The sequence below is a fragment of the Haloactinospora alba genome (assembly GCF_006717075.1).
GTDB lineage: Bacteria > Actinomycetota > Actinomycetes > Streptosporangiales > Streptosporangiaceae > Haloactinospora > Haloactinospora alba.
The window spans coordinates 2,166,905-2,190,235 of the sequence record NZ_VFQC01000001.1 but is presented as its reverse complement, the minus strand read 5'-3'; the positions used below and the strand labels follow the sequence as shown (position 1 = coordinate 2,190,235).

21 protein-coding genes are annotated in these 23,331 nt (G+C 67.8%); 8 read left to right on the top strand and 13 right to left on the bottom strand.

Translation table 11 applies throughout. The annotated features are described in order from the left end of the window. Positions 1 to 10: 10 nt before the first annotated feature. The 7 genes from FHX37_RS22795 to FHX37_RS09820 all read right to left on the bottom strand — a co-directional run bounded on the left by FHX37_RS22795 (position 11) and on the right by FHX37_RS09820 (position 4,473). The gene (locus tag FHX37_RS22795; protein ID WP_170181542.1) at positions 11 to 1,822 is read right to left on the bottom strand and encodes a LuxR family transcriptional regulator; all 1,812 of its coding nucleotides are present in this window, start codon (positions 1,820 to 1,822) and stop codon (positions 11 to 13) included. A 99-nt stretch (positions 1,823 to 1,921) separates the two neighbouring features. Continuing rightward, complete coding sequence (locus FHX37_RS09840; RefSeq protein ID WP_170181541.1) at positions 1,922 to 2,137, bottom strand: hypothetical protein; 216 nt, start codon at positions 2,135 to 2,137, stop codon at positions 1,922 to 1,924. Continuing rightward, positions 2,121 to 2,993, bottom strand: coding sequence for an AAA family ATPase (locus FHX37_RS09835; RefSeq protein ID WP_141923638.1), 873 nt, complete (start codon positions 2,991 to 2,993; stop codon positions 2,121 to 2,123). The genes FHX37_RS09840 and FHX37_RS09835 overlap by 17 nt, the downstream gene beginning before the upstream one ends. A 71-nt stretch (positions 2,994 to 3,064) precedes the next feature. After that, positions 3,065 to 3,241, bottom strand: a complete 177-nt coding sequence (locus FHX37_RS22790; RefSeq protein ID WP_170181540.1) for a hypothetical protein — start codon at positions 3,239 to 3,241, stop codon at positions 3,065 to 3,067. A 547-nt stretch (positions 3,242 to 3,788) separates the two neighbouring features. After that, on the bottom strand, positions 3,789 to 3,989 hold the full coding sequence (locus tag FHX37_RS09830) for a hypothetical protein (RefSeq protein ID WP_141923637.1): 201 nt from the start codon (positions 3,987 to 3,989) through the stop codon (positions 3,789 to 3,791). Continuing rightward, positions 3,986 to 4,201 carry a helix-turn-helix domain-containing protein gene (locus tag FHX37_RS09825; protein ID WP_211351789.1) on the bottom strand — a complete coding sequence of 72 codons (216 nt, stop codon included), beginning with the start codon at positions 4,199 to 4,201 and terminating at the stop codon, positions 3,986 to 3,988. The genes FHX37_RS09830 and FHX37_RS09825 overlap by 4 nt, the downstream gene beginning before the upstream one ends. Continuing rightward, on the bottom strand, positions 4,198 to 4,473 hold the full coding sequence (locus tag FHX37_RS09820) for a hypothetical protein (RefSeq protein WP_141923636.1): 276 nt from the start codon (positions 4,471 to 4,473) through the stop codon (positions 4,198 to 4,200). Before FHX37_RS09820 ends, FHX37_RS09825 begins: the two co-directional genes overlap by 4 nt. 572 nt (positions 4,474 to 5,045) lie before the next feature. Between FHX37_RS09820 and FHX37_RS09815 the strand changes: the two genes are divergently transcribed. The 3 genes from FHX37_RS09815 (at position 5,046) to FHX37_RS09805 (ending at position 6,558) form a co-directional block, all read left to right on the top strand. After that, a complete protein-coding gene (locus FHX37_RS09815) occupies positions 5,046 to 5,864 on the top strand; it encodes a helix-turn-helix domain-containing protein (protein WP_342777609.1) in 819 nt (272 codons plus the stop codon). A 4-nt stretch (positions 5,865 to 5,868) separates the two neighbouring features. Next, on the top strand, positions 5,869 to 6,066 hold the full coding sequence (locus tag FHX37_RS09810) for a DUF397 domain-containing protein (protein ID WP_141923634.1): 198 nt from the start codon (positions 5,869 to 5,871) through the stop codon (positions 6,064 to 6,066). Positions 6,067 to 6,222: 156 nt separating this feature from the next. Then, on the top strand, positions 6,223 to 6,558 hold the full coding sequence (locus FHX37_RS09805; RefSeq protein WP_141923633.1) for a hypothetical protein: 336 nt from the start codon (positions 6,223 to 6,225) through the stop codon (positions 6,556 to 6,558). Between the two features lie 37 nt (positions 6,559 to 6,595). On the opposite strand, the gene FHX37_RS09800 is transcribed toward FHX37_RS09805, so the two are convergent. After that, positions 6,596 to 9,637 carry a bifunctional [glutamine synthetase] adenylyltransferase/[glutamine synthetase]-adenylyl-L-tyrosine phosphorylase gene (locus FHX37_RS09800; RefSeq protein WP_246062221.1) on the bottom strand — a complete coding sequence of 1,014 codons (3,042 nt, stop codon included), beginning with the start codon at positions 9,635 to 9,637 and terminating at the stop codon, positions 6,596 to 6,598. 78 nt (positions 9,638 to 9,715) lie between these two features. Here FHX37_RS09800 and FHX37_RS09795 point away from each other — a divergent pair, with 78 nt between their 5' ends. The 3 genes from FHX37_RS09795 to FHX37_RS09785 are packed head-to-tail and all read left to right on the top strand — an operon-like array spanning position 9,716 to position 11,462. Then, positions 9,716 to 10,348: a hypothetical protein gene (locus FHX37_RS09795; RefSeq protein WP_246062220.1), complete on the top strand. Its 633-nt coding sequence runs from the start codon at positions 9,716 to 9,718 to the stop codon at positions 10,346 to 10,348. A 35-nt stretch (positions 10,349 to 10,383) separates the two neighbouring features. Beyond that, a complete protein-coding gene (locus FHX37_RS09790; RefSeq protein WP_141923631.1) occupies positions 10,384 to 11,007 on the top strand; it encodes an SCO family protein in 624 nt (207 codons plus the stop codon). After that, positions 11,007 to 11,462, top strand: a complete 456-nt coding sequence (locus FHX37_RS09785; RefSeq protein ID WP_141923630.1) for a copper chaperone PCu(A)C — start codon at positions 11,007 to 11,009, stop codon at positions 11,460 to 11,462. Before FHX37_RS09790 ends, FHX37_RS09785 begins: the two co-directional genes overlap by 1 nt. A gap of 1,356 nt (positions 11,463 to 12,818) precedes the next feature. On the opposite strand, the gene FHX37_RS09775 is transcribed toward FHX37_RS09785, so the two are convergent. From FHX37_RS09775 to FHX37_RS09765, 3 genes are all read right to left on the bottom strand, one after another. Beyond that, positions 12,819 to 16,163: an ALF repeat-containing protein gene (locus FHX37_RS09775; RefSeq protein WP_211351788.1), complete on the bottom strand. Its 3,345-nt coding sequence runs from the start codon at positions 16,161 to 16,163 to the stop codon at positions 12,819 to 12,821. Positions 16,164 to 16,275: 112 nt separating this feature from the next. Further along, on the bottom strand, positions 16,276 to 18,453 hold the full coding sequence (locus FHX37_RS09770; RefSeq protein WP_141923628.1) for a S1 family peptidase: 2,178 nt from the start codon (positions 18,451 to 18,453) through the stop codon (positions 16,276 to 16,278). 22 nt (positions 18,454 to 18,475) lie between these two features. Next, positions 18,476 to 18,982, bottom strand: a complete 507-nt coding sequence (locus FHX37_RS09765) for a hypothetical protein (protein ID WP_211351787.1) — start codon at positions 18,980 to 18,982, stop codon at positions 18,476 to 18,478. Positions 18,983 to 20,345: 1,363 nt separating this feature from the next. On the opposite strand from FHX37_RS09765, the gene FHX37_RS09760 reads away from it, so the two are divergent. Both FHX37_RS09760 and FHX37_RS09755 read left to right on the top strand, forming a co-directional pair. Further along, positions 20,346 to 21,344, top strand: coding sequence for a helix-turn-helix domain-containing protein (locus FHX37_RS09760; protein WP_141923627.1), 999 nt, complete (start codon positions 20,346 to 20,348; stop codon positions 21,342 to 21,344). 71 nt (positions 21,345 to 21,415) lie between these two features. Next, positions 21,416 to 21,709, top strand: coding sequence for a hypothetical protein (locus FHX37_RS09755; RefSeq protein WP_141923626.1), 294 nt, complete (start codon positions 21,416 to 21,418; stop codon positions 21,707 to 21,709). A gap of 948 nt (positions 21,710 to 22,657) precedes the next feature. Here FHX37_RS09755 and FHX37_RS09750 read toward each other — a convergent pair. Both FHX37_RS09750 and FHX37_RS09745 read right to left on the bottom strand, forming a co-directional pair. Next, the gene (locus FHX37_RS09750; protein WP_141923625.1) at positions 22,658 to 22,873 is read right to left on the bottom strand and encodes a hypothetical protein; all 216 of its coding nucleotides are present in this window, start codon (positions 22,871 to 22,873) and stop codon (positions 22,658 to 22,660) included. Beyond that, positions 22,873 to 23,274: a hypothetical protein gene (locus FHX37_RS09745; protein ID WP_141923624.1), complete on the bottom strand. Its 402-nt coding sequence runs from the start codon at positions 23,272 to 23,274 to the stop codon at positions 22,873 to 22,875. Before FHX37_RS09745 ends, FHX37_RS09750 begins: the two co-directional genes overlap by 1 nt. Between the last annotated feature and the right edge of the window lie 57 nt (positions 23,275 to 23,331).

Below are 23,331 nucleotides of genomic sequence, written 5' to 3'. Positions count from 1 at the left end.
CCCCAGTCTCTCAGCTCAGCCCCAGTTCGCGTGCACGGGCGCCGGCGGCGCCACGGTTGGCGACCCCCAGCTTGCCCAGGATGCTGGAGACGTGGACACTGGCGGTCTTGCGGCTGATGAACAGCTCGGTGGCGAGTTCGGCGTTGCTGAACCCGTGTGCCAGCAGCCGCAGCACCTCCGCCTCACGCTGGGTGAGACCCGCGGGCAGCGGGGGAGGGGCGGTCCCGGAGGACGCGTCCACGGCGGCTCCGAGCCTGCGGGCGAGGTCGCGGGCGCGCCGTTCCAGTACGAGCGCCCCGCACTCCTTCGCGGTGGCGGCGGCCCGCTGGACCCACGCCGCCGTGTCCGGGCGGCCGCCCGCGTTCGCCGCGGCCAGTGCGGCCTCCAGCAGGGTGTCGACGTGGTGCAGCCGCATCCCGAGTCGCTCCCACGCCTCCGAAGCAGTCCGCCACGCCTCCAGGGCCTCGCATGCGGGAAGGCCCCGCGCCTCGGCCAGACGCGCGGCGACCGTATCCCGGAAGGCCGCGTGGACGGGGCCGTGCACCGGTGTCTCCGCGGCACGCGCGCGCAGCAGCTCGCAGGCCCCCGGGTCCGCTCCCTCGCCCTCGCCGGGGTGGTCGGCCGAGACGCGTCGTAGCGCCTCGGCGGCCAGGTTCGTGATCTCCCACCCGTAACCGGGGGAGAGCGCGGAAGGCAGGCTGCGCAACGCCCGCTCGGCGAGCCGCCACGCCTCCGCCTCCCGGCCGTCGGCCAGGGCCAGTTCGAGGGCGGAGATCACGGCGCTCTGGGCCCACTGCACGCGAGCGAAGCCGATCCGCTCCCAGGGGTCGGTCCGCGCTGCCCAGTCGCGGGCGGCCTCGTGGTCCCCCTGGGCCAGGGCGGCGCGGATCGCGAAGTCGCGCATGAGGGTGTGCCGGAACGGCGAGGACGACCAGGTCATCCCGATGTCCGCCCACCGGCGGCTCTCATCGACGTTGCCCAGGGCCAGGTGGGTGTCGACGAGGTTGCCGGCCACGTAGCATCCGTCCGCGCTCATCAGGCCCAGCTCGCGGGCGATGGCCACCGCCGTGTCCAACGTCTCCAACGCCTCGGAGAAGCGGCCGCCGTCCCGGAGGTGGTGCGACAGGTGGGTCGCTCCGCGCAGCTCCACGGAGGGCTCGTTCAGTTCCCGCGCGTGCCGCATACCGCGCCGGATCGCGTCGATCCCGTCGTCCAGAGCGCCCCGCTCGCACTGCGCGGAACCGATCGTGATCAGGGACTCCGCCTCGATGCAGTAGTCGGAGCCGGTTCCGGGACGGCGCAGCGCCTCCTGAGCGATGTCGGTCGCCGTGAGTGTGCGTGGTTCGCCGCCCTCGGCGGTGAACCCGGGAGTGCCGGCCGGGACCGTGATCCCCTCCCGGTGCAGCAGGACCTCGGCGGCGATCGTGGAGAGGAGGACGCGGTAGCCGGGGGTCTCGGGCGGGTGGATGGCGAGGGCGTCGAGCATGTCCGACAGGCCGTCACTGTCCGAGATGTGAGCGCGTGCCTTGCCCCGCCGGCGGAGCAGGACGGCGCGCTGGGTCCTGGTGTCGGAGTCGTCGCTCGCTTCCCGGAGCTGGGCGAGCCCCGCCTCGCACAGCTCCCGGGCCCGGTAGGCGTTCCCGCTCTCCAGGGCGGCGGCCGCCGCGTGGTTGAGTACCCGGGGACGGCTCTCACCGGGAACGTGTTCGGCCGGGTCCGGGACGCGGTCCCACAGCTCCAGCACGTGTTCCAGCATGCGCAGCTCCTCGTGGAACGCGAGCGTCTCGCCCGCGCGCAGCGCTGCCCGCCAGGCGGCGGACAACGCCTGCGGCAGGGCTCCCGCCCAGTAGTAGTGGTGGAACTGGCGGGAGGCGTGCAGGTGCGCGGGAACCGTGTCCGGGAAGGTGTCGAGTGCCGTGGCCTAGCGCAGGTGGAGCCGGCTGTGCTGGCCCGGCAGCAGCTCGGCGTGCAGGGCGTCGCGCAGCAGCGCGTGCCGGAAGCAGTACCCCGTGCCGTCCACGATCAGCACGTTGGCGTCGATCAGGGAGCGCAGCGCGCGTTCCAGCTCGTCCTCCGGAAGATCCGCGACGTGCGCCAACAGGGTGTGCTCGACGCGCTGCTCACTGAACGCGTCCACGGTCGCCACCCGGGCGACGAGACGGGCGGACTCGTCCAGCTCGCGCAGCGGGGACAGCAGCAGCTCGCGCGGGCCTTCGGGAACCGGGGCGGTGGCGATCTCGGTCTGTCCGGCCAACGACTCCACGAACAGCGGGTTTCCCCCGTGCGCTGGTGCAGCGCGGTGACCTCCGCGGGACTGAGCTCCGCGCCGCGGATCGCCGCCGCCTGCCGGGCCGTGTCCTCCCGGCCCAACGGCGACAGCTCCAGCCGGGTGACGGTGGGGTGCCGCTCCAGCTCGGCCAGCAGCGCCGCAGGGCGCGGTCGCGGTGCAGCTCGTCGGAGCGGTAGGTCGCGACGAGCTGCACCGGGGAGGCGTCCAGGTTGCGGACGAGGAAGACCAGCAGGTCCTGGGTGGCGCTGTCCGCCCAGTGCAGGTCCTCCAGGACGACGGTCAGCCCGTCCGGAGCGGAGGCGGCGGTGAGCAGGCGCAGGACCTGCTCGAACAGGACACCGCGGCCCTCGCGGTGCGTGTCCGGTACCGGACCGAGCTCGGGAAGCAGCCGGGCGAGCTCGTGTTCGCCGCCCCGGGACACTGTCTCGAACGGTGCCCGGCCGTGCTCACGCAACAGTTGGCGCAGCACGGCGAGGAACGGCGCGAAGGGGACACCGTCGCTGCCCAGCTCCAGGCAACCGCCCGTCACCACGCTCCCGGCGGGTGTCCGAGTGGTGAACTCGGTGAGCAGCCGGGACTTGCCCACTCCCGCGTCCCCGCCGAGAAGGAGGGTGGCACCGGAACCGGTGCGGGCGTGGGAGAGCAGGGACTGGAGCTCGGCTTCCCTGCCGATGAGGGCGGAGTTGGCAGCGGGAGCGTGCATGGTGCCAGTATGCCCGGTGGGAGCGGTATCGGCACCGTCGGAGGTCGTTTTGCAACCGCCGCGGCGTGTGGTCACACGTCGTGGCGGGCGTTGGCCTGGCGGATGTGGTGCAGCCACGTGAGCAGGAGGGAACCGAGGTTTCCCGAGCCGCGGTCCCCGCGTTCCCGCGCAGGTGCCGGGTGCCCCTGTCGTTGCGCGTCGGCCACGCGTTCCACGGCCACGGCGGTGAGAATGTCCGGGTGCATCATGGTCGCCTCTCGGGATCGCTGCGGAGCGCGGGGCGGTGTTCCCCGCTCGTTCCGCAGAATCGCGCTAAGCCATGGGGCGGCACATGGGGAGGATTACCGAGATCGCGGCGAGCGGTCCGGTGAGGCGGGACGGCGGACTAAGACGGAACCGGCTCTCTAGCGCGGGTTCCGGGAGAGCGATGACGCACACGAGCGGGGGTGGTTGGGGAAAGGGGCGGTGTTTCCCGGTGCGAACGATAGCGGAGCTTCATACCGGCATACCGGTAGTGAGGTGAGTTGTTAAGGCCACGGGCAAATAGCTGACTCTTCCCCGGCCCGGACACGTCCGCGGAGGGGCGGGTTTCCGTATGCCCAAGGGGATGGCACGGCCCGTGCTGGGCCCATATCCCCACGTGTGTAGGGATCCCCTGCTGGTGATACGGCTCGCGTGCCGCCATCGTAGGTATCCGCGTATCGCGGGCGGTGAATGCGTGGTTTTCCTCGGTCTCGGCGCAAGCGGCGGGGCCCGCACCCGGGAGAGAGTGCCGGGTGCGGGCCCCGCGCGGGGTTAGTGGTCGTGGTGGGGCGGTGGTGTGCCCTCGGTTTCGGTGTTCTCGTCGGCGTCGCCGAGCCAGGCGGTGACGTACGTGTGCAGTTTGCGGGTGGTCTCGCGGAGCTGGCCGGGCCAGAGGGCACCGCTGTCCATGGCCTGGGTGAGGTCCTCCAGTAACTCGCGCAACTCGCGGCGTTCCCGCGGGGTGAGATTCACGCCTGCCCACCTCCCTGGTCCTGGTGAGTGGTGGCCATGAGGTCCTGGACCTGTTCCGGAAGGAAGCGGCGGTGTCCTCCCAGGGTGACCAGTGCGGGAGTCAGGTGGCCGCGGCGCACCCAGGTGTTGACGGTGGAGGTGGTTACACCGAAGACCTCGGCGACATCACCGGGACGCAGCAACGGAGAAGACCAGCTCTCGGGGATGCTCACCGGACCACCCCCGCACGGTTCTCCTCATGCTGGGCCAGCCACCGGCGCACCAGCGGAGACAGTTCCGCGCGCACGTCGTCCAACCCGTCGTCGTGCGTCGGTGGGGTGGAAGACTCTGGTGCGGGGACTACTGCACCACAGGCCGGGCACAGACCGGACTTGTGCTTCCGTTCTTGCCGGTGGCGTTCGTACTCGGTCACATACGGCCGCACGGGGCTGTGCTCCTGCGGGTCAAGCAGCTCGGGCTCGGGAAATACGTCCGGGGGCACCATGCCGTTATCCACGTCCCGACAAGAGATCCCAGTCTGGTCGTGGGATCCGTTCCGTGGCGAAGGCACGGCGAACCGTCGCGCTGTTCCGCGCCCGGCGGGTGGCGGTGGCGAGGTACGCGGGGCTCGGCGTTCGTAACAGTCCCGGTAGCGGGTGGGTGGGAACAGGGCGATAGCCAGCATCAAAAGCAGCGTCCACAGGGACGCGAGGGTGCGAATAAACTGAAGCACTGTCATCGACTCCTATCCAGTTGATGGCCACGCCTCCGGAGGGTTCGGGCTCTCGCGGAGGCTTTTTCTGGCATGGCGGCGGCACGGGAACCAGCAACGCCAGCGGGATAAGCAGGACAGATAGTGCGTCATGCATCTCCAACGGGTCGCTGTGCCAACCGAACGAGCTATCCCACATCTTGTAACTTGGAAATCAACTTTTCAACCCCTTCCAGGAAGACTGGAGTTGATTTCCAACTAAGAAAGTATTGGTTTCCGGAATGCCTGGATCTGGTCAACAGGGGTCTACGATCGAGTCAGCGCATCATGAGGAGACGAGGATGACGGACCGATACAGCCCAACTGTGCGACGGCGACGCTTGAGCGCTGAACTCGCCAGAGTCCGCAAGCAGGCTGACCTTAAGTACGAAGAGATCGCCCGTCGGACGAAGATCCCGCGTTCCACGATCAACAACATCGAGATCGGTAAGAAGAAGAAACCGACGCTCGCAGAGGTGACGGCCATCCTCGACGCGTGCGGGGTGGAGGACGCACGCGAACGTGATGCGATCTTCGACCTATGTCGACAGAGCCACATGCGCGGGTGGTGGACGCGTTACAGTGACGTGCTGCCCGGCCAGTACGTCGGGTTCGAACTCGAGGCGGCGAGACTCACCACCTGGGAACCGCTCATCGTCCCCGGGCTCCTCCAGACGCCGGAGTACGTCGAGGTGCTGTGTCGTGCCGTGCTGACCAAGCCGACCGACATCCAGCGCAACATTCAGGCGAGAACCGAGCGGCAACAGCTCCTGGACGATCCCAACCCGCTCGAACTGTGGGCGGTGTTCGATGAGGGTGCACTACACCGCCTACGACGGCGCCCTGACGTACTCCGTTCGCAACTCGAACACCTGATTCGTCGAGCTGAAGAGCCGCACATTACGATTCAGATGACCCAGGCTGACGACCTGAACCCAGGTTTGTCCGGATCGTTCGTGATCATGGACTTTGCGGCGCCGATAGATCCACCGATCGTGTATTTGGAGACCGACACTGACGGTATCTACCTTGAGGAGTACGAGGAGATAGCTCGGTACCGCCAGCTCAGTGACCACTTGCGTCTCGCAGCGCTACGCCCTGACGAGACCCTGCACCGCCTACGAGAGATGACCGAGATCGAGTAGACCAATGAACCACCCAGTTTTCGATTCCCTGTTCCGCAAGTCGTCGTACAGTCAGCCCAACAACAACAACTGTGTTGAGGTGGCGGACCTCCCCGAGATTGTCGCAGTCCGCGACAGCCAGCACCGTCAAGCCGGTCACCTCACGTTTGGCATGGACGGGTGGGTAGCTCTCATGTCGTCAGTGAAGCGCGATCTTATCTGAGCCCCGATAAGACAAGCGGGCTCTCGGGTTTCAGCTCCCGGAAGCCCGCTTCACTCAATTCCCGTGCGAGATCCTGTCCGGCCCCAGCGACAGTCGGCCGGATTGACGGTACAGCCCTGTCTTCTCGTTACTACGGCTCGTAGTAGCGTGTGCGGCATGGAAATCATCCACGCCGCACTCGTCTTCCTGCACCTGCTGGGGATGGCCGGTATCCTCAGCGGCTTCCTGATGCAGCTCATGACCGGCAACGCCAAGTCACCCAAGGTGATCCTGCACAGTACCCTCCTCCAACTGGTCACCGGACTCCTGCTGACCGGGCTGGCCGAGATGGGCGACGACCCCGTCAACCACGCCAAGATCGCCGTGAAACTGGGCGTGGCGATCGTGGTCACCGTCCTGGGAGTCCTCAACCTGCGCAACCCCGCCACCAAGCTCGCCGCCTCGGCGGGCGTGCTGGCCATCCTCAACGTCGCCGTCGCGGTGTTCTGGTAACACCGGTCCGGACGTTCCCACGGCGGCCCGCACACCGTCAGTCGTCATAGAAGACGCGCTCCATGACGGCGCGGGCGCGGCGGGTCGCCTGGCGGTAGTCCTGGACGAGCTGCTCGGCGGCGCCCTCGGTGTCCTCGTCCTGCCGGTAGCCCAACGCCTGGGCCAGGGCCGAACGCTCCCGGACATTCGAGGGCAGGGAGTCGCCTGCCTTGCCCCGCACCAGCATCACCGTCCCCCGGACGTGGGCGGCCAACCTCCACGCGGTGGCGAGGGTGGCGCCGTCCTCGGCGGCCAGCAACCCCTCGGATACCGCGACATCGAGGACCTCGAGGGTGCCCGTGGTGCGCAGTCCGGGAAGCTCGTGGGCATGCCGCAGCTGCAACAGCTGCGCCGCCCACTCCACGTCGGAGAGCCCGCCGCGCCCCAGCTTGGTGTGCAGTGTCGGATCGGCGCCGCGCGGGAGCCGCTCGGCCTCCATCCTCGCCTTGAGACGCCGGATCTCCCGTACCGCCGTGGTGGACACACCGTCCTGCGGGTAGCGGAGCCGGTCGGCGAGAGCGACGAACCGCTCACCCACCTCGGAGTCCCCCGCCACGGGGGCGGCACGCAGCAGCGCCTGGCTCTCCCACACCGCCGCCCAGTTCCGGTAGTAGGCGGCGTAGGAGTCGAGCGTGCGCACCACCGGCCCGTTCTTCCCCTCGGGGCGCAGGTCCGTGTCCAGGTGCAGCGGCGGATCAGCGGCGGGCATGGCCAACAGCCGCGACAGCTCCCGCACCAGGGCGTTGGCCGCCTCCGTCGCGGTGGCGGTCCCGGTACCGGGGCGCGGCTCGTGGACGAACACCACGTCGGCGTCGCTTCCGTAGCTCAGCTCCCCGCCGCCGAAACGCCCCATGGCGACGACACACAACCGGGTGGGAAGCTCACCGCCGAACTCCCCGGCGACCCGGGCGTGCGCCGCCCGGAGGGCGGCCTCGACCGTGACGGCCGTGACCGTGGTGAGCGCGCTTCCCACCTCGGCGACACCCGCCACCCCCAGCAGGTCGGCGGTAGCGGTGCGCAGTAGTTCCCGGCGCCGCAACGCCCGCACCGCCGCCACCGCGTTCTCCGCGGAGTCGTGCCGCCGCAGGGCCGAGTCCGCTTCCGCCCGCAACGTCGCCGCGGGCCGCTGGACGAGGTCGGCGTCGTCGGCCAGGATCGCCACGGACTCCGGGGCGCGCAGCAGAAGCTCGGTGACGTAGCGACTGGTGCCGAGCAGGGTCGCCATGCGCTCGGCCACCCGGACGTCGTCGCGCAACAGCCGCAGGTACCACGGTGTTGTTCCCAGCGCCTCGCTGACCTGGCGGAATCCCAACAGTCCCGCGTCGGGGTCGGGAGCGTCGGCGAACCAACCGAGCATCACCGGAAGCAGCGTGCGCTGGATGGCGGCGCGGCGGGACACCCCGGAGGTGAGTGACTCCAGGTGCCGCAGCGCCCCTGCGGGGTCCGCGAATCCCAGCGCCTCCAACCGGTCGCGCGCCTGTTCGTGCCCCAACCGGACCTCGTCCTCGGGAAGGCGCGCCACCGCGTGCAGCAACGGCTGGTAGAACAGCTTCTCGTGCAGCCGCCGCACCTCGCCCGCGACCTGGCGCCACGCCGCGAGCAGCTCTCCTGTCGGGTCGGCGGTGAACCCCAGGGCGCGTCCCAGCCGGCGCAGGTGCTGCGCCCCCTGCTCGTCGGTGGAGTCGGGCAGGACGTGGGTCCGGCGTAGCCGGTACAGCTGGAGCAGGTGCTCAACCCGGCGCAGGAACCGGTAGGCGCGGCACAACCCGGCCGCGTCCGCGCGCCCCACGTAGCCGCCCGCGGACAGCGCCTCCAGCGCCTCCAGCGTGCCCCCGCACCGCAGCGACGTGTCGCCGCGCCCGTGGACGAGCTGCAACAGCTGCACCGAGAACTCGATGTCGCGCAGCCCGCCCTCACCCAGCTTGATCTCCCGCCCGGACTCCGAGGCCGGGATGTGGGCGACCACACGCCGCCGCATCGCCTGGACGTCCTCGACGAAGTTCGGTTTGCCCGCTGCGGCCCACACCAGGGGAGCGACGGCGTCGCAGTAGGCGCGTCCCAGTTCGGCGTCGCCCGCGAGAGGCCGTGCCTTGAGCAGCGCCTGGAACTCCCACGTCTTGGCCCAGCGCTCGTAGTAGGCGACGTGGCTGTGCAGTGGACGCACCAGCGGCCCGTTCTTCCCCTCCGGGCGCAGCGCCGCGTCGACCTGCCACAGGGTCCCCTCCCCGTCGGTCTCGGCGGGGATGCGCATCATCGCCGAGGCCAGTTCCGCGGCGGCGCGCATCGCGGCCTGCTCGTCCGGGGCGGCGTCGGTGGGTTCGGCGACGAGGACCACGTCCACGTCACTGACGTAGTTGAGCTCCCGACCACCGCACTTGCCCATCCCGATCACCGCCACACGGCACTGCTCGGCCGCCTGCGGCAGGCGAGCCCGGGCGATCGCCAGCGCGGCCTCCAACGTCGCGGCCGCCAGGTCGGCGAGTTCCGCCGAGGTCGTGTCCAGCGTGCCGGTGCCCGTGAGGTCGCGGGCCGCCAACCGCAGCACCCGGCGCCGGTAGCCCACCCGCAGCGCGTGGGAACGGCTGTCCGGATCCTCCGAACCGGCGTCGGCGACCGGGGCGGGGGTGTTGTCCGGGTCGGCGCCCACCACGTGCAGCATGCCCGCGCGCAGTTCCGCGGCGCTCGGCACCCGCATGCTGTCCGCGCCGCGCAGCTCCCGCCATTCCCCCGAGTGCCGCACCAGGTGGTCGGTCAGCGCGACACTCGCCCCGAGCACACGCGCCAGCCTGTCCCGCAGGTCCGGCTCCTCCCGCAGCGCGGCACGCAGCGCCTCCGGGTCGGGCTCGGACTCCGCCAACCGGGACAGCCCCAGCAGGGCCAGGTCCGGGTCGGCCGCCGCACCGAGGGCGTCGACCGCGCCCGTGTCCCGCTCCAGGTCGAGCCCAGCGTCCGCGAGCAATCGCTCGGCCCGCTTACCGTCTCCGAAGCCGCGCCGTGCCAGCGCGCCCGCTGTTACTGAGGACCGCTCCCACACCACCACCCTCCCCACCGTAGCCGCCCCGCCCGCGCCCCACCCTGCGACGGGTGCCCGCGTCGCGCTGAGAGGATGGGGAGCGCAATGTCAGCTCCCGGATTCCGCGCCGTCCGAGCGGCCCTCTTCGCCGCCGTCTGCGTCGGCATGGCGTTGTGCGGCCATGTCGCCGCCGGCGGTGCCGCTCCACAGCTGGCCGTGGTGCTCCTCGCCGCGGGCGCCCTCACCCTGCTGGCCTTTCCCGCCGCGGGCGGCCAGCGTTCGGTGCGGTCCCTCACTCTCGGGCTGCTCACCGCCCAGCTGCTGCTGCACACCCTGTTCTGGGTCGCGGCTCCCGCGCCGGCGCCCGGCTCCCCCGAGCAGGTCGCACGCCTCGCCGGGCCCATGTGCGGCGGTGGCGTCGTCGACCCCGGAGACGCCGTCATGGGAGTGGCCCACCTGTGGGCGGCGCTCGCCACCGGATGGTGGCTCGCCTGGGGAGAGGAGGGACTGTGGACGGTACTGCGGTGGCTGCGCGCTGCCCTGGCGCTGCCACCACACACCACCGGTGCCGGCGTCCCGGGAGGTCCCCGGCCTTCCACCCCGCCCCCCGCGACGGGGCTTCGGCTGTCCAGGCTGCGGCACGCCATAGCCGAGCGCGCGCCGCCGCGCGCCCGGGCCGGGAGCCCCTGCGCTCCGGCCCGCACCCGCGTGGCCCTGACCTGTTCTCCCGCCGCCTGACACCGGCGCGGGAGCCGAAGCAATGGACTCATACGATGCGTTGCACCACTCTGCTCGCCAGCGGCGCGGCCCTGCTGGCTCTCACGGCGCTGGCCGGATGCTCCGAGCCCGCCCAGCCCGGCGACGACTCGCCCTACACCGGTTCCAGTATCGAAGGGGCGTTCTCCCTGCCCGACCTCACCTTCACCGACACCCAGGGGGAGGACTACAACCTGGCCGAGGACCCGAACGGCACCACGACCGCCGTCTTCTTCGGGTTCACCAACTGCCCCGACGTGTGTCCGACGACGATGGCCGACATGGCCCAGGCAGTCGAGCAGCTCGACGAACAACAGCGGGAACGCTTCCAGGTGATGTTCATCACCGCCGACCCCGACCGGGACGACCCCGAGCTGGTGGGCCGGTGGCTGGAGAGCTTCGACCCGTCCTTCACCGGGCTGAGCGGCTCCATCGAGAACACGGACCAGGCAGCCAGCGACCTGGGCATCTCCATCGACCGTCCGGAACCCGAGGAACGCACCGGCGAGTACGACGTCGGACACGGGAGCCAGGTACTCGTGTTCTCACCGGAGGGCGACTCCGAACTCATGTGGAAGTACGGGACCGAACCGGAGGACATAGCCGAGGACGTCACCCTGCTCCTGGACGAGGAGGCCTGATGCGTGCCGTCACCCGCATGGCGGCGGCCGCTGCCGCCGGCCTCGTCGGTGTGCTCGCCGGATGCGGCGAGGAACAGCCCGACATCACCGTCACCGACGCGAGCGTGCGCGTTCCCGCGAACCCCGACGTGACCGCCGGATACCTGACCGTGCGCAACACGGGAGGAACCGACGACACGTTGACCGGTGTCACCAGCGACGCCGCCGACGAGGTGCAGATGCACGACACCAGACAGAGCGACGGAAACACGGAGATGGTGCGCCAGGAGGAGGTCGCCGTCGGCGCGGAGGAGACCGTGGCGTTCGAGACCGGCGGGCTGCACCTGATGCTGATGGAACCCGGGGAACTGGAGGCGGGGGAGACGGTGCGGCTCTCCCTGGAATTCTCCCGGTCCGGGACAGTGCCCACCGAGGCCGAGGTGGTCGACCCGACGGACCCCGATAGCGGGAACTGAGCCTCTTTCCCGGCGCCGTTCGCCCCGCCGCAGCGAGCGTACGGGACGAGCCGTAGTAGCCCACAGCTCCGGGATGGAACCGGCGGGCGGGACACGAACGCGGGGAGCCACCGGCCGAGGGATCAAAGGGCCGGTGGCCCCCCGCGAACTCGGGGCGCTTCCCGAGGTGCGCCCTGTTTCCCACCGGGGGAGGACCCGGCGCATACCGCTATGGGGTCGCACGTCGCGGTACTGATTCGTGCGCCGTGGCAGCGCCCCAATGGAGCTGGCCAGTGGGGGCGCCGTATCGGTGGTCCGACGGGACGTGAGGCGAGGAGGCGCGCGTAACCGAAGCCGGACACGGTGTTCTCGTGTTTGGGCCTGAGGCGGGTCCGTGCCCGGGAGCCGCCGTGTGCACGCATCCGGACATCACCCTCACCCAACCGTGCCGTGGCTCAAATGACGGCCTTGTCCAGGGTTGCGTGCTCTACGGCCAAAAGCGAGGTTCTTCTACCCAGCAGCGATCGGGGGCTCACGGACGAGGCCGGTGACACGGCCCAGCACGGTTGGGGCCGCGTACGTGCGGGTGCAGCTGGTCTTCCATCATCCCGTTGCTGCGGAAGGAATTGGCCGGACCCGGCGGTGGAACCTGGTGAGCGTCCAGGTCGGTGACGGCGCAGACGACCTCGCGGTTGGTAAGGCCGTTCCGTGCTCGCGGCGGCAGCGTTCGGTGCGCACCGCTTGGCGGGCGCCGGAAGGCCCAAACCGGTGGCCGGGATGGTCGTGATTGAGCAGGGATCCTGATTCTCATGGGCGTGGGTGGGGCTTGGAAGTTCTCGCGGTTGGTCAGGAAACTCATGCGTTTGTGTTTACAAGTTCTTCTTAAATGAGAAATATGTATGTAAAAATAAAAATGCTGCATATAGAAATGCAAATAAAAATCCAATTATCAAAGTATTTTTTCTTGATGGTGGTTCGTTTGCGGGCCTGCCTTCTTTTTTGCTTTTCTCTTCTCGTTTCATGCCCCATAAAACACGGATGATAATAGAATTGCAAAACTCAATGTTCCTACAATGTACATGACTAGTCCTTCGTCTCTAGACAGGCCACCCTGTCCGGATCGGCCTCCAAAAATAAGCATTGGTATTCCCATAATGGGAATTGATATGATTGCCGATGCTGCTTTGATTGAGAGGTGTCGCCGTATGATGAACAAATTGACAACAACGAATATGGCTCCCGCGGCAGCGGCAGCCATCCATAGTTGTCCTGTTGATAGAAGCGAAGTCAGCATTTGAGTCATCCGTTGGTCACAACAGTGGTCGGATGGCAGTCAATCGCCACCCGACCATCAGTTAGTGGTGTTCGTGGTTAATATTATGAAGTTACCCAGCCATAGGTAGCGGTTGCCGCGCTCCACATGGCGTCATGGAGCATATATCCGACTTCCCTTTCAATCCCGGGGGCTATATGTTTAACTGTCTTGCCCTGCCCCCAGGTCATGGTGCTTATGGCGAATCCGCCAAGGGCTTCCTTGAATTTCTGATTGTCGACATCATGGTAGAGGATGGCACTGAGCCCTCCGGAGATGATAGAGACTTCTCCTAAGAACCCTCCGATTCCAGCAAAAACGGCTCCGGCATAGGGGTTTCCCGACACAGTGGCACCTAAGGCAATGGTATTGGATACAGCCGATGCCGTTCCGGCCCAGGTGCTAGCACTGCCCGCGGCATCGGCCCATTCCTCTCTGGTGCCACCGAGAAACTCATCCTTACCGGCGTCGAGTTCGTCGTTCTCGGGATCGTCGCCGGGGTCGACTCCGTTCTGCTTGTCCTCTTCGGCTTGTTGCGCTGCTTCTTTCGCTTTTTCTTTTAGTTCGGCCCTGCGCTTGTTCTTTGCGATTGTGTGGGCTTCTTTTGCTGCCTGTGCTGCTGCCTTGGCGTCCTTGCCGGCCTGGATGGCAGAAGCACGGGCTTTGGCGGCGGACTCCTGCGCCGAGGAGGCGAACGATTGCGCCTTATGAGCGGAGGCGAAAGCCTGGTTGGCCGAATAGTTCGCCCGCCGGGACGCCTTGCGCGCCGTGGCCGCGGCGTCTTCGGCGGTGGCAGCGGCATCGGCGGCCTTGGCGGCCGATGCGTCGGCGTCCTCGGCGTTCTCCCGGGCCTGTTCGGCCGAGGCGGCGGCGTCCTCGGCGTAGCCTTTGGCCTTGTTGGCCCAGTCGGTTGCTTCTTGGGCGGCCTCGCGCGCTTCGGCGGCCGCCTGGGAGGCGCGAGCGGCGTCCTCCAGTGCCTTTTCGGCGACCTGTGCGGCGTGGGCGATGGAGGAACGGATGGCGGAAATGTGGGAGGCGGCGTCGTGGTCGATACGAGCGATGTCGTACTGGTCTTTCTCCACGAGTGTCCGCCGCATTCGTGCGGAGCCTTCCAGGGCGACTTCGGCGGCGGATTTCAGGTAGGCGCCGCCGTTCTCGATGAAGTGGAAGAGCTCTACTTTGTCGTCTTCCTTGACCGCCTCGGCGTACTCGACGGAGAGGAAACGGTGGAGAGCTTGAGGGCTGTTGTCGTCCAGGGCGGCGTTCGCCGCTGTCTCGACGGCTTTGCCGGGGTCCTGTTCGAGGATCGTGAAGATCGCCACCCGGTTGTCCTCGGCCGCCGCCTCGATAGCCCCGGTTGTGAGGAATTCACTGGCCGCGTCCGGCTCGTCGGACTCCAGGGCCTTCTGCGCCGCAGCGGCCACGTTCGGCGTGCTCGTTTCGGCGATGGCCAGCACGGTCTCCCGGTCGTCCAGGCGCTGGGCCGTGATCCGGTCAACCTCGACCCAATTGACCATGTCGTTTCCGGTGCCGGCCAGCGCGAACTCTGCGGCCTCCCGTGTCCAGGTGCCGGTGGAGTCCAGCAGCCGGACGGCGGCCTTGCGGCCCGCGGCCACGGCAGCATCGGTATTCCCTGAGTTCAGGGCCTTCTCGGCCTTCGCGATGAGGTCCTTGGTCTCCTGCTCCGTCTTCTGCGCCTGGGTGCGCTCCTTCTCGGCCTGCTCGGCGTCCTCGGTCTCCTCCTCGGCCCGTTTCCGGGCTTCCTCGATGGCGAGCTCGGTGTTGATCTTGATCTGCTCGGTTTCGGACTCGCGAGCCTTCTTCTCTACCTCCTGGGCCTCCTTGACCGCGTCGGCGGCGGAGTCGGCCGCCTCGACGGCCGCCTCGGCGTGCTCGGTGGACCGCTTGGCGTGCTCGATGGCCTCACCGGCGTGCTCGGCGGCCTCCTCAGCAGCGTCGGCAGCGTTGTCGGCGTGGTCGGCGGCGGAGTTGGCGGCCTTGTGCGCCGTGGCCGCGGCCGAAGCCGCCCTGTCCGCCAGCGCCCGTGCGGTGCTGGCTGCCCGGGTGGCACGGTCGGCGGCCGCGTCCGCCTCGTTCGCGGCCTGCCGGGCTTCCCGGGCCTTCGCGCTCGCCGCGCCCGCGTGGTCGGCGGCATCGGCGGCGGCGTTCGCCGCCGCGGCGGCGTTACGCGCCGAGGAAGCAGCGGCCGATCCGGCCGACGAGGCCTGTTTGGAGGCGGTGGAGGCATGGTCGGCTGCCTTGGCCGCATCACGCGCCTTCTTCGCGGCGTTGCGGGCACCTTCGGCGGCCTCGCGGGCGGCGGACGCCTTGGAGGCGTCCTTTGAGGCCGCGATCGCTGAATTGTAGGCTCGCGCTGCCGCGCGCCCGGCCGAGGCAGCGGCCGCAGCCGCGGCTTGGGCGGCCTGGGCGGCCCTGCGGGAGGCCGCCTGCGCGGTCCGCGACGCGGAGATCGCGGTCTGTGCCGCGTTGGAAGCGCCGCGGGCGGCGTCGGCGGCGTTCTTGGCGGCCCTGCCGGACTTGGCGACGTCCTCTTGGGCGGCCTTGGCCTCCTCGGCCGCCTCCAGCGCGGCCGCCTTCGCCTCAGAGGCTGCGGTCTTCGCCTTCTCCGACTCGGCGACCGCCTTGTCCGTCTCCAACTTCGCGCGCTTTCCCTCGCGCTCGACGATCGCCACCAGCTGCTCGATCGTGGCGGTTTCCTCGTCGCGTGCGCGGGCGATGTGCTGGCCGGACTCTAGGAACCAGCGGATCTCCTTCGGGGATCCGTCGTCCAGGGCCCGGTTGGCGTACTTCTCCACCTCCGGCGAGGCGTCGTTGAGGATCGTGAACACCTCGACCCGCTCGTCCTCCTCACGGGCGGTGTACTGCCCCTCGGCCAGGAAGTCCTGCAGAGCCTCACGGGTGTCGGTATCCAGTGCCGCCCTGGCCTTACGCTTGACCGCTTTCCCGCCGTTCTCCAACACGGTGAACGTCGCCACGCGCAGGTCTTCCAGCAGCGACTCCTCGTATCCGGACTTCAGGAACGCGGCCACGGCGTCGTCGCCGGCCTCCAGGGCCGCGGTCGCCGCCTCCTGGACGCCCTTGCCCGCGTACGACAGCTCACTGAAGACGGCAACCCGGTTGTCCTCGGCTCGGGCGTTCGGCAGCTTCTTCGTCAGGAACGCCGACACCGAGCCGCTCCCGGCCAGCGCGGCCGTCGCGGCTTCACGCACCGCCCGGCCTCCGGTCTTGTACGCCCATACGGCCTTACCGCGGTCGGTGTCCGGCAGTCTCGGCGTCTCGTCTGCGGCAAAGACCGGTCGGCCCGGCAGAACCGAGGGGATGGCCGCCCCGGCTGCGGCCGCGCCGATAGTGGCCAGAACCTGACGCCTGGTCAACGATGTGTAGCTCACGGGGGGATGTTCCTTCCGTGTGGAATCGACCCGGGGGCAACAGTGAGGGGGGGAGATCAGGGGTGCGCGGTCCCGCCCCGGTGCCCCCGAAACCGGGGCGGGACGAGTGCGGCTATCGGATGGCCGCACCGAAGCGGTGGGCACCGGTGGCGCTGATGCCGTCGCTGCCCGGCTTCAGCACGTCGGCAGCCGCACCTTCACCGGAGGTCAGCTGCGACCAGGGGAGGCGGTAGACCGAGCCACGAGCCGCGGGTCCGTCCGGCATGCCGAGGTACAACTCGGCCGGGGTTGCGCTGATGGTCTGGCCAAGCCGCTGGTCGGCACCCGGCTCGCCGGGAATCCCGTACTTTCCGGCCCTGACGAACCGGTCACCGTCGCCCGGGGCAGTAGCGTGGTCGAAGACCTGCACCGCCCCGGCATCGGCAGCACCATCGAGGTCCTCTCCGGGGGATCCGGCCAGCACCAGAAGATCATCGCCGCCGGGCACCGTGTTCGGCGTACGGTTGGCCACGGCGACCTCCGCACCGAACTCGTCGCCTTGTTCGGCGCCGCCGGCGACACCGTCGACGTCCTGGTTTATGACGGAGCGCAGACTCACCTCACCAGAGGCGGAGATGGTGACGGTGTTGGCACCACCGGCGTCGGTCGTGCTGCCGAGGTCCTCGTGCGGGACACCGACCGTCAGCACCGAGGTTGTGGCCGCTGCGGACGCCTCGGGTTTGTAGCGGGCCATGGACAGCGCCGCACCGTAATGGTCGCCTTCCTCCGGGCTTCCCGGGATCATCTCCCGGTCTTGGCCGAGCCACGCGAGTGGGGTGGGACGTCCATCGGAATCGGTGCTGTGGGAGAAGAGCGGCACTCCGCCGGCCTCGTCATTACCATTGAGCCCCTCTCCGGGAATACCGACGGCGAAATGGACACCGTCTGAGGCGACCGCCGCGCCGAACCGGTCATCGGCCTCCACGCCACCCGGGACTCCGGACGTGTCCTGGTGGATTTCGTGGCTCGTACCGCCGCGTATGTACACGCTCGCCCCGGCATCCTTGGTGGAGCCGATATCCTCACCGGGCTTTCCGACGACGATGTAGGGGTCGCCCGCGGGGGTGTTCCCGGCCGCCAGCGCCGCGCCGAACCGATCGCCGGCCTCCGATGAGGTTCTGGCCAGCGCGCCGTTCCCCTTGCCCTGTTCGAAGTTGAGGGAGTCCCGGCCGCGGCCGAGACCGTCCCGCGATCCGAAGACCACCGAGACCATGCCGGCGTTAGAGGTGTTACCGATGTCCTCGTCGCCGATGCCGACCACCAGGTCGGTGCAGCCGTCGTTGTTGTAATCCAGGGTGTCGAGCTCGTCGCCGAAGCGGTCGTTGGTTTCGGAGCCGCCGGGAACCGAGGCGAGATCCTGGTGCACCATGGCGGTCCCGCCCCCGCCGTAGGTCACGTGTGCTGCGCCGGCACTGGCATCCCCGCCGATCTCGGCGTCCGGGTCACCGATAACCGTGTCGGCACGGCTGTCGCAGTCGAAGTCCACGACGCGGGACGCGCGGACCGTCGAGTCGACCCATCCGGCCAGGGAGTCGGCCCGGGTGGCGACGGCCGTGCGGTCCGTGGAGTCGACGCCGAAGCATCCGGCCTGCCCCGACCGGCTGGCGACCCCGGCGAGTCTCCACCCGTCGGCGGTGTCGCGGACCAGGGGAGCACCCGCGTCGCCCGGACATATCGCGGCGTTGTCGCCGCCGGTGAGATCTACTTCGCCGTCGGACACGCCGTTGGTGGTGAAGACTCCGGTGTGCAGCTTCACCGGCGCCCACTCGTCGGAGGTGCGGCCGTATCCGGCCGCGGTGAGCTCCTGACCGGCGCCCGGGGCCGCATCGGCCAGCGGCACTGGTGTGATCCCGGTCATCCTGCGGGCCAGCCGCGCCAGGACCACGTCACTGTTGTCCTCCCGCGGCACCAGTTCCACAACCTGCCGGACCTGTCCGGCGTCGGTCGTCAGATCGGTGCGGCCGATGGTGGCCGTGGTGTGCTCGGCAGGCGCACCCGCGGGAACCTCCAGCGACTCGGCCGGGTTGTCGGCGAAACACGAGGCGGCGGTGACCAGCCATTCGGGATCGACGAGTGCACCGCTACAGGCCTGCTTGCCCTCGCCGACGTCGATGTGCGCGGTGAAGTTCAACGCGTCGGCATCAGCGGCCGGGCCGGTCACCGCGGCCGCCGAACCAGTGGACAGCACCGAGGCAGCGAGCAGAGAGGCCGCGAACCCGGCAATCCTTCCGGAATATCGGAGATTACGCATGAAAAATGGAAGCCTTCTCTGCCTACTTGGTGGAAGTGATCTTGACGAGGAGGTGCTCGCGGTCGTCCGGATCGGCGGACTCGCCCACGCCTTTCTGCTCGTTCGGAGCCACGTCGAACTGCTTGTGCTGGCCGTCGACGGTCATGTCCAGGCTGGTGTCGTAGTCGGCATTCGCGACACCGTAGACGGCGGGCAGTTCCAGCGTGAGCCAACCGCTGTCGCCGGTGACGCGGAAACAGTACTTGGACTGTTTGTTATCGCGGGCCCACACCTCCAACAGGTCCTCCTGCGATCCGCAGTCGGCCAGGACGATGTGCCCATCGCCGCGCTTGAGGGTGATGCCGCGCTCCTCTTCGATCTTCGCGGCCTGCGGATAGTCGAAGTCCTCCACCACGTAGCCGGCGGAGGACGACTCGGTCGCGGGCGCCTGCGCCTCGGTCGAATCGGCTATGGCAGGTGCCACGAACACGGCCAGAATCGCGCCGATTGACGCGATGCCACCGGCTAGCCAGGGGGTTGAATTCTCCAAACGCATTTTTTAATTCCTGTCTAGTTAGGCACAATCAGAAGTGCGTCGAGTTCGGTAGCACGAACCATTAAGACTCTTAAGTGTTGATTTGTAAGGCCGAGTCCTCGCTCGATTACTTTTGGTTGTTGTCGAGTTTCTCCATGTGATGAACATTAAGAGGGGAGGTTGAAGCGTGGTGAGCGTGTCGGCGCTAAAGCTGTAAGGGTTGCCCTCCAGGTATTCGCCGAGGAGTGGTCGGCGAACTTGGTGCCGAAGAGCCCGCGAAAGGAATTGTGGAGAAACGGTTACAACTCCATATCTTTCCGCATTTCGGGTTCCGGAAGTTGGGCAAGCTTAAGGTCGTAAGTCATCCGGAGCTGGATCTCGGGGGCCCAGACTCGCTTGACTGGTTCGTCGACTCGCACGGTTGTCGAGCATCTAGCGGGCGTGCTTGCGGCTGCTGTCGACGATGGGTTGATTTCTGGAAATCCGTGTGCATCGGCTCTGGTGTTGAGGATGCGGCGTTCTCCGATGGAAAACTCTAGGTCCGCAGGCAGGTCAAAAAAGTGCGAAACAAGTTGTGATTCGCTCCGCCGAAGCAGCGCGGGGAACGTGAGATTACGATTCCCGAAGACGTCGCCCTGCACCTCTCGGCGCACATGGCCCAGTTCCCGCCTGTCAGCGTCAGGCTCCCAGGCGCCATCCGGCAGGCGATCCGGTCACCGCACGATCGATTTCCGCGGGCCGGGAGGGCAGGCCGCTCAACAAGAGCTATGTCAACACGTTCGCGTGGAAACCTGCCTCGGTGGACGCGGGCGTCCTCTCCCACCAGGCGTGGGTCCGGGAGTATGGCTACCGCGCCCTGCGCCACCGTTTCGCGTCAGTGCCGCTGGAATCTGGAGTGTCCATCAGGGGTCCGGCTGGGCACCCCGGGGCAAAGATGCGGGGAGCCACCGGCCGGTGGCTCCCCGCTCACTCAAACGCTGCCCGGTGTGCGCCCAGTCCCTTCCCGAGGGGAGGAACGCCGGCGCACACCGCTATGGGCTCACACGTCGTAGAACTGCCTCTCGGGGTTTTCTCACCTGGGGGAGTTCCAGTAAACCCCGTGTGTGCAGGGATTCTGCCTGTCGGCAACCATCACCGTTTTGTAGCTTTTTTGAACGCCATGTGCGCCCAATGTGCGCCATGGCGCACGAGCCCGCTCCCCGGACAGAAGCATATTGAGACCGAGCTGCGTATGGTCCGCACGGGGGCACGCTTCGACAACGTCGAAGGCTCCGACGAGGGGACTGATTCGGCGCCCCTGCGGTGGTCGATGACCTTCCACCATGGCTAAGGCTCTGCTCTAACCTGATAGTGCGACCTAGAGGAAGAGCAGAGCCTTATGAACGACTCTACCCCTGATCAGTCCTTCGGACCGACCGTACGCGCCGCCCTGGCAGAACACGGGATAAGCGTGCGGGAACTCGCTCGCCGTGTCCACTACGACCACGCCTACGTTTCCCGTGTCCTCGCTGGCAAGCAACGCCCCTCGGCCGACCTCGCGAGTCGCATTGATAACACCCTCGATGCCGGGGGCGCCCTGTCTACGATCGCGGCAACGCTCACCCCGGACGACACCGACCGTCTAGCCCACAGCAGTATCTACCCCTCACGCGTCGACGCTGAGACCGTGAGCGCGCTCGCCGACGTGCTCGCCGCCCAACGCCGTCTCGAGGACGTGATCGGCCCCCGCGCGGTACTGCCCGGAACCCGCGCGCAGCTCGCCACCGTCACCCGACTCGCCAAAGAAGCCCGAGGGCCGCACCGGGAGAATATGGTGAGCGTCGCCGCCCAGTGGACACAGTTCACTGGCTGGCTCAGCGTCGCGTTGAGACGCGATCGCGACGCCCTCACTCTCTTCGACCAAGCCGAGGAACTCGCTGACGAGGGGGGCGACGCCACGATGGCCGCTACTGCCACATCGTTCCGTGGCTATATAGCCTGGCAGCAGGAACGCTATCCAGCGATGCTGCGCGCCGCCCAAGGATCGCTCCACACTTCCGGCGCGCACGTGGCCCAGCATGCCTTCGACACACTACAGGCCGCCCAGGCGTTGGGCGCTCTGGGAGAACGGGATGCCGCGCGGCGACGCCTCGATGAAGCGGCCGTCCTGACCGAGGAGACCGAGCGGCAGCGTGACACCGCGCGCCCGTGGCACTACTACTACACCCGCCCGTTCTTCCTGCTACAGGTCGGAATCGCGTACCTGAACCTGGGCGACTATGCCGAGGCGGCAGACTACCTCTCCGATGCCCTCAACCGCCTTCCCGAGGATCAACACGAGGCCGATTGGACCGGCGAATACCGCGACGCGCTCGCGGCGGCAACCGAGGGGCGGTGACTGGTGACTAGGTGGTGACCAGCCGCGTGGTCGTCTCCCGATACGCGCGCAGCGGGGTGAGGGTGGCGTGTATGTCCACTGCACAGCCCGACGACTTCGCCCTTGAGGCGCTACGCCGGCATTACGCCGACCGGTGGCACATCCGCCGCACCGAAAGCCTGTGGATTGCTACGGCCGTTGACCACGACGCCGACCACGCCCCTACCGTCGTGAACTCTGACGTGGAGGCGTTCGTAGCGGAACTGGAGAGTCCCCCGGCACGTGCGGGGCGGCCGTTCTCGCTGTTGGCGGCGTCCCTGAACATCATGCAGGGGGACGAACTCGCCCCCGGGGTGTGGCACTTCAGGGACACCCCGCCCGCATAGGCGCCGGTGGCTTGCGGTCGTCGACGTCTAGCCCGCAACCGCAGCTCAGGATCATATTGAGCCCGGGCTGCACATGGTCAGGAGAAGGGTACCCACGATCTGGGTACCCCCGGAGTTCTCCGCGTGCGGGTAGGGGGTAACCAGATTGGTTAACCCCTCGGTGGTCTGTTCGCGAGTCCCCCGAAGGGACTCGCCGTCCCCGCGCGGGGTACGGGGTGGGCAAAACGTGCCGCCCCTTCTCGGACTCGCGCGGTTGTCGCGTTCCTGGCAGGTAGCGCCGGGGTACCCACGATCTGGGTACCCTTTCGGACCTGAAACCTCATGACCCGTAGCCATTCAGACCTGTTAACCCCACCGTTCGGAGTGTCCTTTTGAAGGGGAGGGGTCCCCCACCCGGGCGCGGTGTTCGGAAGAACTGGCCTCCTTGAAGGAGGTCTGTCGGGTAAGGGTGCGCGCGACGTGCGCACCCTTTTTGCCGCCTCCGACAAAAAGCCTGGCCCGTGACGGTGACGTCCGACATGAGTAAGGGGAGGCAAGTCCTGCCTCCCCTGTCTCTTCCCCCGTTGTAGGCCGGGCTGGACTGTCAGTCTATACAGTCCTCACACCGCACCTTGGCAGGCTCGCAGTCTTCCCGGCCGTACCACGTGTGCGGGGTGCCGCATAGGCAATACAGGTCCTTCAGGACCATCTCTGACCCGTTCGCCTGCATCGCGTGGTCGTAGGCTAGCTGCTCACGTACGTCACCACCGGTCGGACGTGGTGGCGTCTCAATCGGGGTCGCATCGTGCGGATGCGGGTCTACCTCCCATTGTTCCCCGTTGGCGTGGGTGACGGTGCGGTCTTGTTTGCTGGTGTTTGTCCAGGCGCGGGGCGGTGGTGTTGGATTCTTCCACCCCTCTGGCATCGCGCCCGGCCGGAGTGGCTCTCTCGGTTCTCTTTTGTTTCTCATCAGCTTTGCCCCAACCGCCCCAGAGATTTAGCCACTTTCCGGTCGAATTCTTCTTGTTCTCGGCGTTCCGCGCGTTGCCGCTCGGTCTCCCCTTTTTTCTGGGATTCGATCTGGTCAACAGCATCATGAGCCGCTTGCTGTCCGGCTTCTTCTGCGGCTTTCTGGTCTGCTTTCCGCTGCGCGTTTTCCGCAATAATCTCGTCTATCTCGTTCATTAGTTCTCCTCAGTGTTCTTCGGGCGCGGGGCGGATGCGGTGGGCGGGTTAGCGCTATTACGCGCCTTGTTCCACACCTCATCTACGAGCCGCTCGTGTGCGTCTTCGCGCGCTTGGACGCTGGCCAGGGCCTGTGCGTCACCCGCCCGGGCGCGACGTTCCTCGTACTGGATTCTCGTTTCGTGGTGGTCCGGAAGGGCCTCGAAGATCTCTTGAGAGATCTGGTCTGCTTCGTGGCGGCTCTGCACGGTTTTCATAGCCTGAATGAGAGCGTTGCGTTCCCGGACTGGTAGTCGGACGTCGTCGATCTCGTCAGAGTAGACGTGGTCGCCTTCAGCGGCGCGGTTGAGGAGCCTACGTACCGGGTGTTCTCTCCAGCGGCGTTCGGTTTTGTAATCCATGATTCTCCTTGTTCTGAGACATAAAAATGGCCCCGCGGGAAACGCTGGCTAGGGCGA

Excerpts from the sequence above, each read along its gene's own strand:
- FHX37_RS09785 (WP_141923630.1), top strand. The coding sequence starts at position 11,007 with ATGCGTGCCGTCACCCGCATGGCGGCGGCCGCTGCCGCCGGCCTCGTC.
- FHX37_RS09810 (WP_141923634.1), top strand. The coding sequence starts at position 5,869 with ATGAACCACCCAGTTTTCGATTCCCTGTTCCGCAAGTCGTCGTACAGT.
- FHX37_RS09790 (WP_141923631.1), top strand. The coding sequence starts at position 10,384 with ATGCGTTGCACCACTCTGCTCGCCAGCGGCGCGGCCCTGCTGGCTCTC.
- FHX37_RS22790 (WP_170181540.1), bottom strand. The coding sequence starts at position 3,241 with ATGATGCACCCGGACATTCTCACCGCCGTGGCCGTGGAACGCGTGGCC.
- FHX37_RS09805 (WP_141923633.1), top strand. The coding sequence starts at position 6,223 with ATGGAAATCATCCACGCCGCACTCGTCTTCCTGCACCTGCTGGGGATG.
- FHX37_RS09760 (WP_141923627.1), top strand. The coding sequence starts at position 20,346 with ATGAACGACTCTACCCCTGATCAGTCCTTCGGACCGACCGTACGCGCC.
- FHX37_RS09835 (WP_141923638.1), bottom strand. The coding sequence starts at position 2,993 with ATGCACGCTCCCGCTGCCAACTCCGCCCTCATCGGCAGGGAAGCCGAG.
- FHX37_RS09750 (WP_141923625.1), bottom strand. The coding sequence starts at position 22,873 with ATGAACGAGATAGACGAGATTATTGCGGAAAACGCGCAGCGGAAAGCA.
- FHX37_RS09770 (WP_141923628.1), bottom strand. The coding sequence starts at position 18,453 with ATGCGTAATCTCCGATATTCCGGAAGGATTGCCGGGTTCGCGGCCTCT.
- FHX37_RS09745 (WP_141923624.1), bottom strand. The coding sequence starts at position 23,274 with ATGGATTACAAAACCGAACGCCGCTGGAGAGAACACCCGGTACGTAGG.
- FHX37_RS09755 (WP_141923626.1), top strand. The coding sequence starts at position 21,416 with ATGTCCACTGCACAGCCCGACGACTTCGCCCTTGAGGCGCTACGCCGG.
- FHX37_RS09795 (WP_246062220.1), top strand. The coding sequence starts at position 9,716 with ATGTCAGCTCCCGGATTCCGCGCCGTCCGAGCGGCCCTCTTCGCCGCC.
- FHX37_RS09820 (WP_141923636.1), bottom strand. The coding sequence starts at position 4,473 with ATGGTGCCCCCGGACGTATTTCCCGAGCCCGAGCTGCTTGACCCGCAG.